Genomic DNA, 12,487 nt, shown 5'->3' with positions numbered 1-12,487 from the left:
GGACCCGGGCCGCCGCTTTCGGTACCGAAAGCGGGGAACCTCGGTCAGGAGATGTAGCCGTACTCCCAGTGCCACGGCTCCGGCTTCTCGCCGGTGGGGCCGGCCCAGTCCGGCTGCACGAACCCGAAGCGACCGGCGTTGATCGTCATCCAGGTCCACTGCGCGGAGCCGGCGATGTTGATGCCTCCGCAGAGGTCGACCGCCAGCGCCCAGCCGTGGTTGGACGTGCCGGGAACGGCGGCCAGTGCCGGCTTCAGCGAGAAGGCCGCCTTCTGCCCGCCGAGGGACCGGTAGGAGTCGGTGATGCACAGCGGGGCGCCGAAGGTCGCCTCGTAGGCGGTGTTCAGCTGGGCGTAGGACGCCGCGGCGTCGCACCGCAGCGCGTGGCGGTTCACGCCGAGCGCGCACAGGGTCTCCACCGGGATCTGGCCGTTCGCCCAGCCGCCCCACGCCGGGCTGGCCTTCCCCGGGACGGGCAGGTCGGCGCCGCACGCCCCCCTGTCGCCACCGGGGGGAAGGGCGGCGTTGGGCTCCGCAGGTGCAGGCAGGACGACGCGCGTGGCCGACGAACCGGCCGCCAGTGTGCCGACCCCCACCTGGTACGAGCGGGCGGAGGCGCCGAGGACGTCGCCCTCACCGAGATAGATGCCGACGTCCTGCCCGCCGGGCGCGAAGACCAGGTCACCGATCTGCACGTCCGCCAGCGGCACCGGGGTCCCGGTGGCCCACTGGTCCTGCGGGGTCGTGGGCACCGCGTGGCCGGCCAGGAGCCACGCCGCCGCAGTGAAGCCGCCGCAGTCGTAGGTCTCCGGCCCGCTGGTGCCGGGCACGAAGGGCTTGCCCAGCTGGGACAGCGCCGCGCTGACCGCCGCCACCGTCTCGGCCGGCAGCACGGTCACCGGCGTGCTGCCGATGACCGCCCAGGCGACCCCAGGCACCGTGGACCCTGCGGCGTCGAGCGCGGGGGACAGGCCGGAGGGGAGGTCGGCGGGGTCGCTGAGCTCCGCGGCCGGCGGCGGCTCGATGCCCGCCGCCGTCAGCTGACCGAGGTAGGACTGCCAGCGCGTCATGGCCTGGGTGTTGCGCTCCTGCTGGGCGTTCGCGGCCGGGAGAACGCCCAGTCCGGCGAGTCGGCTGGTCACGTCGGTGTCGAGCTCCCCGACCCGCTCGCGGACGGCGGCCAGGACGCTCGCGGCCTCTCGGGTCGCGGCGTCGACGGCGGCCTGCGCCTCCGCCACCCGGCCGGCTGCGGCCTCGAGGCTGGTTCCGGCGCGCTCGGCGCGGACCACCGCGCCCTCGACCAGCCGGCCGGAGCGCTCCGCGAGCGCCTGCCGGTAGAGGGCCGCGGACGTGGCGGCGCCGTCGTGGACCGTGACGCCGAGCAGGGGATAGCGGACGTCGGCCGCGGCCCGGTACAGGCCGGCTGCGCTCTGCCCGACGACCTGCTGGTCGGCGGCGACCTGGGCCACCGCTGCCCGATGGGCCGCCCGGGCCTGCTCGAGTTCGGTGCCCCGCGTCGCGGCCTCCTGCTCGAGTCGGCGGTACTCGCCGGCGGATTCGAGCAGCGAGCTCTGCGTGGTGAGCGCGAGGGCGGTGACGTCGAGCGGGCCGCCGCCCGGAGCGCCGTCCTCAGCGCCGGGGAGTGCCAGGGTGGCGACGGCGGGCAGCAGCACGGTGCTCAGGGCGATCACGCGCAGGCGGGTCGACCACCGACCGCCGGTGCGGGGCGTCGCCGCGCGCTCGGCCTTGGCGGCCCGGCGTGCCTTGGTGGCGGACTTCCGCGCGGGCGTGCGCCGAGCGGCCCGGCGAGCGGTGTCCGTGCCGGCCGGGCGCGTGCGCGTCGCAGCGGCGGTGGCGACCCGGAGGGCGGCCGACTGCTCGGGCGTGAGGGTCTGGCCCGCGGCGAGCGTCTGTCGGAGGGCGAGCGCCTCGCGCAGCGCCTGCAGCTCGGCGGCGCTGAGGACGGGCCGGCCGGGCTTCCGACCACGGCCGGTGGCCGAGGTCCGGCTCCCGGACGTGGTCGAGCGCGAGGGAGTGCGTGTAGCTGGCACTGCAGCGTCCCCCGGCGGTCTCGTCGGCCTACGTGGCGGGCTCCGGCTGCGGGTGCAGCGGAGCGTTCGACCTCGTATCGACGCGCTGAGGGGGGTGTCTGAAAGCCTCATGGGCGGACCTCACCCCTCCGGGTGAGGATGAATTTCGCCGGGCGGATCCGGACCGGCTTCTAGGGCGCCCACCAGGCACCGTGGCGGTGGACCAGGGGGATGCGCAGCTGCTCGCCGTCCTCCGTGGAGATGACCAGCTCGAGGGCGGTGACCCGCACCGGAGGGCCGTCGTCCTCGGGCTCCAGCAGCCGCCCCGTCGCCAGCGGGATCGGTGGCACGACGAGGACGTCCTCGCCGGGCGGCTCGACCATCGGTGGACCTCCAGGTATGCGCGGGCGCATCCACCGTAGGGGGCCGGGCGGGAGACGCGGACGGGCCGGGTGGCTCTCCTCGAACGGAAGAGCTACCCGGCCCGGCTCGGCGGTGCGGTCAGCGAGCGGAGAGGTCGACGTAGTTCCGCTCGGTCGCCCCCGTGTAGAGCTGCCGCGGACGGCCGATCTTGGTGCTCGGGTCGGCGATCATCTCGCGCCACTGGGCGATCCAGCCGGGGAGCCGGCCGATGGCGAACAGGACCGTGAACATCCGGGTCGGGAAGCCCATGGCCCGGTAGATGAGGCCGGTGTAGAAGTCCACGTTCGGATAGAGCTTGCGCTGGATGAAGTAGTCGTCCTTGAGAGCGATCTCCTCCAGCTGGCGGGCCAGGTCGAGCAGCTGGTTGTTGCCGCCGAGCTTGTCGAGGACGGCGTCCGCCGTCGATTTCACGATCGCCGCGCGCGGGTCGTAGTTCTTGTAGACACGGTGTCCGAAGCCCATCAGCTTGACGCCGGGCTCCTTGTTCTTCACCCGTTCGACGAAGCGCGGGATGTCGCCGCCGTCGGCCTGGATCGACTCGAGCATCTCGAGCACCGACTGGTTCGCACCGCCGTGCAGGGGACCGAACAGCGCGTTGATCCCTGCCGACACGGAGGCGAAGAGGTTGGCGTGCGATGAGCCGACGAGCCGGACGGTGGACGTCGAGCAGTTCTGCTCGTGGTCCGCGTGGAGGATGAAGAGCATGTCCAGGGCCTTGACCAGGTCCGGGTCCTGCTCGTACGGCTCGGCGGGGAAACCGAACGTCATCCGCAGGAAGTTCTCGACCAGGCCGCACGAGTTGTCCGGGTACAGGAACGGCTGCCCGACCGACTTCTTGTAGGCGTAGGCGGCGATCGTGGGCAACTTCGCGAGCAGGCGGAGGGTGGAGATCTCCACCTGCTGCTCGTCGAAGGGATCCAGGGAGTCCTGGTAGAAGGTCGAGAGGGCGCTGACCGCCGAGGAGAGCACCGGCATCGGGTGCGCGTCGCGCGGGAACCCGTTGAAGAACATCTTCAGGTCCTCGTGCAGCAGCGTGTGCCGGCGGATGCGCTGGTCGAACTCTCCCAGCTGGTCGGCCGTCGGCAGTTCGCCGTAGATCAGCAGGTAGGTGACCTCGAGGAAGCTGGACTTCTCGGCCAGCTGGTCGATCGGATAGCCGCGGTAGCGCAGGATCCCGGCGTCACCGTCGATGTAGGTGATCTCCGAGGTGCACGACGCAGTGTTGACGAAGCCGATGTCGAGGGCGACCTTGCCGGTCGTGGACAGCAGCTTGCTCGTGTCGAAGCCGTCGGCTCCCTCCGTTGCCTTGACGACGGGCAGGGGCAGTTCTCCACCGGGGTAGCGCAGGGCTATGTCTGTCTCGCTCACGGAGGGGCACGCTACTGTGCCCGGCCCGGCGATGCTCCCCCAGGCGGTACGGCCGGAGGCCGGGGAGCCCGTTCCACTGCTCCCCGGCCTCCGGCGGCGTCAGGGGTGGGTCATCGAGAGGACGTCGAGAGCCTCGTCGAGCTGCTGCTCGGTGAGCTTCCCGTCGGCGACGTAGCCGCGCTCCACGACCACCTGGCGGATCGTCTTCTGCTCCTTGAGCGACTGCTTGGCCACGATCGCCGCCTCCTCGTAGCCGATGTACTTGTTCAGCGGCGTGACGATGGACGGCGAGGACTCGGCCAGCTCCCGGCAGCGCTCCACGTTGGCGGTGATCCCGTCGACCGTGCGGTCGGCCAGGATCCGGCTGACGTTGGCCAGCAGCCGGATGGACTCCAGCACGTTGCGGGCCATCAGGGGCAGGGTCACGTTGAGCTCGAAGTTGCCCGTCGTCCCGGCGAAGGTGACGGCGGCGTCGTTGCCGATGACCTGCGCGGCCACCTGGATCGTCGCCTCCGGGATGACCGGGTTGACCTTGCCCGGCATGATCGAGCTGCCGGGCTGGAGGTCGGGCAGGAAGATCTCGCCCAGTCCGGTGCGCGGGCCCGAGCCCATCCAGCGCAGGTCGTTGGCGATCTTCACTAGGCCGACGGCGATCGTCTTCAGCTGGCCCGACGCCTCGACCAGGCCGTCGCGGGAGCTCTGCGCCTCGAAGTGGTCGCGGGCTTCGCTGAGCGGGAGGTCGAGGTCGGCGGCCAGCCTCTCGATGATCGCGGCGGCGAACCCGGGCGGGGTGTTGATGCCGGTGCCCACCGCCGTCCCGCCGAGCGGGAGCTCGCCGATGCGGGGGAGCGAGGCCTGGAGCCGCTCGACCCCGTAGCGGATCGCGGCGGCGTAGCCGCCGAACTCCTGGCCCAGGGTGACCGGGGTGGCGTCCATGAGGTGCGTGCGCCCGCTCTTGACGACGGTCGCGAACTCCTCGGCCTTGCGTGAGAGCGAGGCCTCGAGGTGCCGCAGCGCGGGGATCAGGTCGCGGACGATGGCCCCGGTGGCCGCGACGTGGATCGCCGACGGGAAGACGTCGTTGGACGACTGCGAGGCGTTCACGTGGTCGTTCGGGTGCACCGGCTTGCCGAGCGCCTCGGTCGCCAGCGTGGCGATGACCTCGTTGGTGTTCATGTTGCTCGACGTCCCGGACCCGGTCTGGAAGACGTCGATCGGGAAGTGCTCGTCCCAGTCGCCGCGGGCCACGGTGGCGGCGGCGTCGGTGACGGCGCGGGCGATGTCTGCGTCGAGGACGCCGAGATCGGCGTTGACCGCCGCTGCCGCGCCCTTGATCGAGGCGAGCGCGCCGATGAGCTCACGCTCGATGGGTGTGCCGGAGATCGGGAAGTTCTCGACGGCGCGCTGCGTCTGGGCCCGCCACTTCGCCCAGGCCGGCACGCGGACCTCGCCCATGGAGTCGTGCTCGATGCGGTACTGATCGCCGTCCTGCCGTGCGCCGTCCTGCTGTGCGGCCACGCTGCGCTCCCGGTGGTGTGAAAGGTGACAGTGCTTCGGGAGCGACCCTAGATCGCGGGTTGCGAGGGCACGGACCCCTCCCCGTGGACCGGCGACTACGGGAATCGGGGGAAGCGGCACGGGCCCTTGCCTGGTGCAGTCGGGCCGGTGCGTAGCGCAGCCGTCCGGGGCTTCCGGTCGACTACGGTCCGAGACGTGCCCGACGACCAGGACAACGCCCCGGCCGTCCGCGCCTCCGATGCCGACCGCGAGGCGATCGTCACGCGTCTGCAGACAGCGGTGGGTGAGGGGCGGATCGACCTCGACGAGTTCGGCCAGCGCGCCGACGCGGCCTACGCCGCCGTCACCCGCGCCGAGCTCGACCTGCTCGTCGCCGACCTGCCCGCGAACGCACCGCGGCCGGTGGAGATCGTCGGTCAGCGGCCGGCGGAGGAGGTGTCGAGCGTCTTCGGCGACATCAGGCTGGCGGTCGCGACCACGCCTCCGCAGCGGGCGGGCACCGTCTTCGGCGACATCCGGATCGACCTGCGCGGCCTGCGCACGGGAGCCGACCGGATCGACCTCCACCTCAGCACCGTCTTCGGCGACATCGACGTGATCGTCGCCGAGGGGGTCGACGCCGAGCTGCACGGCCGCACGGTGTTCGGCGATCGCAAGGTGCAGCTGGCCCCCGTGCAGCGACTGGCGGGCACGCCGCTGGTCGTCGTCCACGCGAGGGCGATCTTCGGCGACCTCCGGCTCCGCAGCCTGGCACCGGGGGAGTCGGCGAGCCGCTGGGCGGCGCTGCTCGAGCGCCTGGCCCAGCGGCGGCCGGAGGTGCGGTGAAGGCCGCGCAGTGTCGCGCCGAGTGGGGCCCGGAGGGTCCCGGGCAGGCGTGACGCAGCGGCTCAGCTAGGCCGGGACGGCACGTGGCCGCGGTGCGATCCGGAGGATCGCAGTGTTATTGCTCGTTGCGGTCGAAGGGGACGGCCGAGTAGGCGCGCAGCTTCTCCAGGGAGTGCAGGCTGTCGATCGACCGGATGGTGCCCGACTTCGACCGCATGACCAGCGACTGCGTGGTGCACCCGCCGGACCGGTACTGCACCCCGCGCAGCAGCTCGCCGTCGGTGATGCCGGTGGCGACGAAGAAGACGTCGCCGCGGACGAGGTCGTCGATGTGCAGCACGCGCTCGAGGTCGTGGCCGGCGTCGAGGGCCTTCTGCCGCTCCTCGTCGTCCTTCGGCCAGAGCTTGCCCTGCAGCGCACCGCCCATGCACTTGAGGGCGCAGGCGGCGATGATCCCCTCCGGGGTGCCGCCGATCCCGAGCAGCAGATCGACGCCGGTGCCCTCGCGCGCGGCGGCGATCGCGCCGGCGACGTCGCCGTCGGTGATGAACTTGATGCGGGCGCCGGCCTCGCGGACCTCCTGCACCAGCTGCTCGTGGCGCGGGCGGTCGAGGATGCAGACCGTCACGTCACCGACGGAGCTCTTCTTCGCCTTGGCGATGCGCCGGATGTTCTCGCCGGCGGGGGCGGTGATGTCGACGACGTCGGCGGCGGCGGGGCCGGTCGCCAGCTTCTCCATGTAGAAGACGGCCGACGGGTCGTACATCGCGCCGCGGTCGGCCACGGCCATGACGGCGATCGCGTTGGGCATGCCCTTGGCCATCAGGGTGGTGCCGTCGACGGGGTCGACGGCGACGTCGCACTCCGGGCCGTGGCCGTCGCCCACCTGTTCACCGTTGTAGAGCATGGGCGCTTCGTCCTTCTCGCCCTCGCCGATGACGACGACGCCCTTCATGCTCACGGTGCCGATGAGCGCTCGCATCGCGTCGACCGCGGCGCCGTCGCCGCCGTTCTTGTCACCGCGGCCGACCCAGCGGCCCGCGGCCATGGCGCCCGCCTCGGTGACCCGCACCAGGTCGAGGGCGAGGTTGCGGTCGGGCGCCGGGCGATCGGCGCGGAAGCCGCTGGACCGGAGCGGGCCTTCAGGAACGGGCAGCGACACGGGACCTCCTGGTGGGGCCAGCCCCGGCGACCGGCCGCTGCCGCCGGCGGGGCCGGCGGGGTGGCCGCGCAGGCGCTGGGCGGCGGGGTGCGAGAGCTCTCCTGCGATCCTAGGTGCATGACCGGAGTCGGCCCGACGAGTCAGCGACCGCACAGCCCGGAAGACGGCGCGCCCCCACCGGTGGTCAACCCCGCGATCGAGCGGGCCAACCGGCTCAACGCCGCGAACATGCTGCGGTCGATGCTGCCGCTGGTGCTGATCTGCCTGGTCATCGTCTGGTGGACGACGTTCCGGCAGAGCGGGGACGCGGGCGTGCGGACGGTCGACCCGTCCAGCACCGTGCAGCTCGCCGCCGCGCGCGCCGGATACCCGCTCCTCCTGCCGGCCGGGCTGGACGAGGACTACCTGGTCACCAGCGCGCGCACGGACGCGGGGAACGCGGGGGAGGGCGACCCGGTCACGCTCCAGATCGGCTACCTGACGCCCTCGGAGGAGTACGCCGGCTTCGTCGTCAGCGACGACCCGCGGGCCGATCCGCTGGCCACCGTGCTGGACGGCGCGGAGGAGCAGGGCACCCTGGACGTCGGCGGGCAGACGTGGACGCGGTCGACCACCGAGAAGGAGGAGACCGCTCTCTCCCGCGAGGCCGACGGGATCACCGTCGTGGTGACCGGGTCGGCGTCGGACGAGGAGCTCGCGGCCGTCGCGGCCGCGGTGGAGCCGTACACCGGCTGACCGTCTTGCGCACGGGCTGTCGCCGCTGTTACAAATGTGTGACTACGTGACGAGCTGATCACATTCCGTTGCGGCGCGCGTGTCCACGCGCGGACGGGACACTGGCTCCCACCAGTTCCGCGAGCCGCTCACGCACCTCCCAGGAGCCCCCATGCCTCCTCGCGTTCTCTGCCCCGGGCGGGGACCACCGGCCCCCCGCCACCGGCGGTCCGTGTGCCTGCGGGATGGTGACCCGGGTGCCGTCGCGACCGGCGCCCGTGCGCCCGGGGTCGCGGGTGCGGCCCGAGGTCCGCGACGCCCTCGCGCGCTGCCTCTACGACGGCCCGGGTGACCCGCTCGCGCCCGACGTCAACAACCACCGGCTCGCCGACATGCAGATCTCCCGCCTGCTGCGCCTCCGGGCCGACCGGGTTCTCGCCCTGCTGTCGGACGCGGGTCTCGTGGTCACGTCCGACGGGGAGATGCGGCAGGCCGCCTGACGCCGCCGACGGCGCTGGGTCAGTCCCGCCCGGCGCCGTCGGCCGGAGCGGCGGCGGCCAGCCGCTCGCGTGCCCGGTCGAGCCAGTGCTGGCACAGGTTCGCGAGCTCCTCGCCGCGCTCCCACAGGGTGAGCGACTCCTCCAGCGTCAGGCCACCGGACTCCAGCCGGCGGACGACGTCGGCCAGCTCCTCCCGCGCCTGCTCGTAGGTGGTCGTCGGTTCGGCGTTCTCGCTGCTCACGATGTCCTCGGTTCGCTTCCGCGGAGCGCTCCGCTCCTCGCTTCGGGTCGTCGGCCGCTTCCGCGGTCGGTCCGCTCCTCGCTCGTTCCTCGCCGCGATGCTCCCGCTCTGTCAGCGGCCGCCTCGCTGCGATGCCCACGCGCCTGTCGGCTCACGGCTGGTCATCCTGCCGGTCGGCAGCACGGTCCACGCGCACCGGCAGCCGGCCGCCCGCCACCCGTACCTGCAGGCGTTCCTCGTCGCCGACCTCGGCCGGGTCCCGGACGAGCGAGCCGTCGGCCCGCTGGACGACGGCGTACCCCCGCTCCAGGGTGGCGGCGGGGGACAGGGCGGCGACCCGGGCGCGGGCATGCTCGAGATCGCGCCCGGCGACGTCGACGCGGTGCACGAGCGTGCGCCGCGCGCGGCTGCGCAGGGCGTGGACGTCCTCCTCGCGGCCGTGCAGCAGGCGGTCGGGCGAGGCGAGCACCGGCCGGGTACGCACCGAGTCCAACCACCGGACCTGCTGGTCGATCCGGCCGGTCAGCAGGGCTCGGGCGCGGGCGCGCATCCCGTCCACGAGCCGCCGCTGCTCACCGATCTCCGGGACGATGCGGTGCGCCGCGTCGGTGGGGGTGGCCGCCCGCACGTCGGCCACGTGGTCGACCAGGGTGGTGTCGGTCTCGTGGCCGACGGCGGTGACCACCGGCGTCCGGCAGGCGGCGATGGCCCGCACCAGCCCCTCGTCGGAGAAGGGCAGCAGGTCCTCGACGGAGCCGCCGCCGCGGGCCACCACGATGACCTCGACCGACGGGTCGGCGTCCAGGCGCCGCAGGCCCTCGATCACCGAGACCGCCGCCATGGGGCCCTGCACGGCGCAGTTGTGCATCTCGAACCGGACCGCGGGCCACCGCCGGCGGGCCGTGACCACGACGTCCCGCTCGGCGGCGCTGTCCCGGCCGGTGATCACCCCGACGACGGCGGGGGCGAAGGGCAGCGGCCGTTTGCGGACGGCGTCGAAGAGGCCCTCCGCGGCCAGCAGCTGCCGGATGCGCTCGATGCGGGCCAGCAGCTCGCCGAGGCCGACCGCCCGGATCTCGGTGGCGCGCAGCGAGAAGGAGCCCCGGGCGACGTAGTAGTCGGGCCGCGCGCGGACGACGACGCGGGCGCCCTCGGTCAGCTCCAGCCCGGGTCGCTCGGCGACGTCACGGTGGCACGTGACGGGGATCGACATGTCCGCCGCCGGGTCCCGCAGCGTCAGGAAGACCGTCGCCGCCCCGCCGCGCCGGGAGAGCTGAGCGACCTGCCCCTCCACCCACACCTCACCGAGGCGGCCGATCCAGTCGGCGACCTTGCGGGCCACCGTGCGCACCGGCCACGGCGCCTCGGGGGAGGAAGGGGACGTCACGGGCCCGAGCGTGCCACGAGCCCCCGACGGGTCGGATCAGCCCGCTGCTCAGGCGCCGCGCGGGGCCAGCGGGCTGGCCGCGACCGCCTGCTCCTCGAGCTTCTCCAGCCGGTTCCGGAGCATCTTCAGGTAGGGCTGCCGGCCCCGCGTGGCCTCCTCGTACGCCACGAGGTCCTGGACGGTGCTCAGCGCGTACCCGCGCAGCCGGCCCCGCAGCTGGGCGATCGAGAAGCTGTCGTACCCGTCGATGGGAGCGGTACCGGCGGCCTGCGAACCGGAGAGCTCGCTGCCGCCCGCGGCGTCGTCGGTCGGCGCGGACGACGAGGTCTCGCCGACCGCGTCGACCGCCGCCCCCTCGGCGATGGCGGCGTCCTCCTCGGCGGTGTCGGTCTCGCCGACGTCGGTGCGGACGCCGGTCGCGGCGGCGACGGGTGAGCCGCTCTCGTCGGTGGCGGTGGCGCTCCCGGTGGCATCGGCGGTGGTGGCCGGCGCTTGCGGCGCGGCGATGCCCTCGTCGGTATCCGGCGCTTCCGGCGCGGCGATGCCCTCGTCGGTGACCGTGGCTTCGACCGCGGCGACATCGCCCTCGGCGGTGAGCACGTCCACGGTGGTGGCGACGTCCGCCGTCGGCTCGGCGTCGAGGGTGTCCTCGGCGGTGGGAGCCGTCTCGTCGAGCGACGGCGCCTGGTCGACGAGGTCGTCGATGGCGATCTCGTCGAGGATCTCCGCGATCGCGGGGGCCTCGTCGACGAGCTCCTCGATCGACTGCCTGCCGGTCTCGACCTGATCGGCGAGGTCGTCGACGACGGCGGTGACCGCATCGGCGGCCGGATCGTCCGGGAGCTCGTCCGCTTCGGCGTCGGTGACCGGGTAGGTCGCGGCGTCGGAAGCGGAGGTCTCGCCGGCCCGGTCGAAGGGTGAGTCCCGGAATCCGGGAGGGGTCACGACGACGGGCTCGATGTCGTCGTCGAAGGTGGCCAGGCCCGGCTCGTCCTCGCCGCGGAGGCCGGTGAAGAGCTCGTCCCCGCGAGCCACCAGTCCGGCGTACTGCTGCTGGACCTTCATGGCCTGCTGCATGGCCACCCCGATGACCCGGACCGGCAGGCCGGGCAGCGTCTCGGGCAGCTTGCGTGCCTCGTCCAGAACGGTTGCGGCCAGCCCTGCGGCGGCGCGGACGATCTCAGGTAGTTCTCGAGCCATGACGACAGCGTGCCTCACGAGCTCCACCGCGGCAGCGTGGCCCCGGGAGATCCACCCGTGCGGAGGTGGTGTCCTGTCCCACCCGCCGGGACGGGGATTCCCGCCGCCGGCGCACCTACCATGGGTGCATGGCTGATCAGCGCGGACGTGTCCTGCTGGCCGATCCCCGGGGCTACTGCGCCGGTGTGGACCGGGCGGTGGTGGCCGTGGAGCGGGCCCTGGAGATCCACGGCGCCCCCGTGTACGTCCGCAAGCAGATCGTCCACAACAAGTACGTGGTGGCCACCCTCGAGCGGCGGGGCGCGATCTTCGTCGAGGAGACCGACGAGGTGCCGGAGGGCGCGGTCGTCGTCTTCAGCGCCCACGGCGTCTCGCCGGCGGTGCACGAGGAGGCCGCCGCACGGCAGCTGCGCACGATCGACGCGACCTGCCCGCTGGTGACGAAGGTGCATCACGAGGCCAAGCGCTTCGCCCGCGACGACTTCGACATCCTGCTGATCGGCCACCGCGGCCACGAGGAGGTCGAGGGGACCGCCGGTGAGGCGCCCTCGCACATCCAGCTCGTCGACGGCGCCGAGGACGTCGCCAACGTGCAGGTGCGCGACCCGGAGAAGGTGGTCTGGTTGTCGCAGACCACCTTGTCGGTCGACGAGACCCTCGCGACGGTGGACCAGCTCAAGGGCCGCTTCCCCGCGCTGCAGGCGCCGCCGAGCGACGACATCTGCTACGCCACGCAGAACCGCCAGCAGGCCGTGAAGCAGATGGCCGGCGAGTGCGACCTGGTGCTGGTCGTCGGCTCCACCAACTCGTCGAACTCGGTGCGCCTGGTGGAGGTGGCGCTGGAGGCCGGCGCCCGCGCGTCCTACCTCGTCGACTTCGCCGCCGAGATCGACCCGGCGTGGCTGGACGGCGTGAGCACCGTGGGCGTCACGAGCGGGGCGTCCGTGCCCGAGATCCTGGTCAGCGAGGTGCTGGACCTGCTCGCCGAGCGCGGCTACCCCGACGTGGAGACGGTCAAGGCCGCGGAGGAGCGCCTGGTCTTCGCCCTGCCGCACGAGCTCCGCCGCGCCGAGAAGGCCGCGCAGTCCGCCGACGACGGCAGCTGAGGGCAGCGCCGGG

At 73.2% G+C, this 12,487-nt stretch carries 12 protein-coding genes; 4 read left to right on the top strand and 8 right to left on the bottom strand.

Annotated features, from left to right (window positions below; all coding sequences use genetic code 11):
- Positions 1-44: 44 nt before the first annotated feature.
- The 4 genes from E4P39_RS04850 to E4P39_RS04835 all read right to left on the bottom strand — a co-directional run bounded on the left by E4P39_RS04850 (position 45) and on the right by E4P39_RS04835 (position 5,339).
- Positions 45-2,051 carry an NlpC/P60 family protein gene (locus E4P39_RS04850; protein ID WP_245159639.1) on the bottom strand — a complete coding sequence of 669 codons (2,007 nt, stop codon included), beginning with the start codon at positions 2,049-2,051 and terminating at the stop codon, positions 45-47.
- Between the two features lie 170 nt (positions 2,052-2,221).
- Positions 2,222-2,413: a hypothetical protein gene (locus E4P39_RS04845; protein WP_135135219.1), complete on the bottom strand. Its 192-nt coding sequence runs from the start codon at positions 2,411-2,413 to the stop codon at positions 2,222-2,224.
- A gap of 118 nt (positions 2,414-2,531) precedes the next feature.
- Entirely contained in the window at positions 2,532-3,806 is a 1,275-nt protein-coding gene (locus tag E4P39_RS04840; protein ID WP_348633808.1) for a citrate synthase, read from the bottom strand.
- A gap of 114 nt (positions 3,807-3,920) precedes the next feature.
- Positions 3,921-5,339, bottom strand: a complete 1,419-nt coding sequence (locus E4P39_RS04835) for a class II fumarate hydratase (protein ID WP_135135217.1) — start codon at positions 5,337-5,339, stop codon at positions 3,921-3,923.
- Positions 5,340-5,534: 195 nt separating this feature from the next.
- Here E4P39_RS04835 and E4P39_RS04830 point away from each other — a divergent pair, with 195 nt between their 5' ends.
- Entirely contained in the window at positions 5,535-6,164 is a 630-nt protein-coding gene (locus E4P39_RS04830; protein WP_135135216.1) for a DUF1707 domain-containing protein, read from the top strand.
- A gap of 115 nt (positions 6,165-6,279) precedes the next feature.
- Here the strand turns inward: E4P39_RS04830 and glpX are convergent, their stop codons facing one another.
- A complete protein-coding gene (gene glpX, locus E4P39_RS04825) occupies positions 6,280-7,326 on the bottom strand; it encodes a class II fructose-bisphosphatase (RefSeq protein WP_135135215.1) in 1,047 nt (348 codons plus the stop codon).
- A 117-nt stretch (positions 7,327-7,443) separates the two neighbouring features.
- On the opposite strand from glpX, the gene E4P39_RS04820 reads away from it, so the two are divergent.
- Positions 7,444-8,061, top strand: coding sequence for a DUF4245 domain-containing protein (locus E4P39_RS04820; protein ID WP_135135214.1), 618 nt, complete (start codon positions 7,444-7,446; stop codon positions 8,059-8,061).
- A 236-nt stretch (positions 8,062-8,297) separates the two neighbouring features.
- A complete protein-coding gene (locus tag E4P39_RS04815; RefSeq protein ID WP_135135213.1) occupies positions 8,298-8,540 on the top strand; it encodes a hypothetical protein in 243 nt (80 codons plus the stop codon).
- A 19-nt stretch (positions 8,541-8,559) separates the two neighbouring features.
- Here the strand turns inward: E4P39_RS04815 and E4P39_RS04810 are convergent, their stop codons facing one another.
- The 3 genes from E4P39_RS04810 to E4P39_RS04800 all read right to left on the bottom strand — a co-directional run bounded on the left by E4P39_RS04810 (position 8,560) and on the right by E4P39_RS04800 (position 11,368).
- On the bottom strand, positions 8,560-8,781 hold the full coding sequence (locus E4P39_RS04810) for an exodeoxyribonuclease VII small subunit (RefSeq protein WP_135135212.1): 222 nt from the start codon (positions 8,779-8,781) through the stop codon (positions 8,560-8,562).
- Positions 8,782-8,932: 151 nt separating this feature from the next.
- Positions 8,933-10,168, bottom strand: coding sequence for an exodeoxyribonuclease VII large subunit (gene xseA, locus E4P39_RS04805; protein WP_135135211.1), 1,236 nt, complete (start codon positions 10,166-10,168; stop codon positions 8,933-8,935).
- Positions 10,169-10,216: 48 nt separating this feature from the next.
- Complete coding sequence (locus E4P39_RS04800; protein ID WP_135135210.1) at positions 10,217-11,368, bottom strand: hypothetical protein; 1,152 nt, start codon at positions 11,366-11,368, stop codon at positions 10,217-10,219.
- A gap of 128 nt (positions 11,369-11,496) precedes the next feature.
- Between E4P39_RS04800 and E4P39_RS04795 the strand changes: the two genes are divergently transcribed.
- Positions 11,497-12,474, top strand: coding sequence for a 4-hydroxy-3-methylbut-2-enyl diphosphate reductase (locus E4P39_RS04795; protein ID WP_135135209.1), 978 nt, complete (start codon positions 11,497-11,499; stop codon positions 12,472-12,474).
- Positions 12,475-12,487: the final 13 nt, after the last annotated feature.

It is taken from the genome of Blastococcus sp. CT_GayMR19, from assembly GCF_004570385.1.
In the GTDB taxonomy this organism is placed as follows: Bacteria; Actinomycetota; Actinomycetes; order Mycobacteriales; family Geodermatophilaceae; genus Blastococcus_B.
The sequence above is the reverse complement of the archived record's forward strand: the minus strand, read 5'-3'. Positions and strand labels throughout refer to the sequence as shown.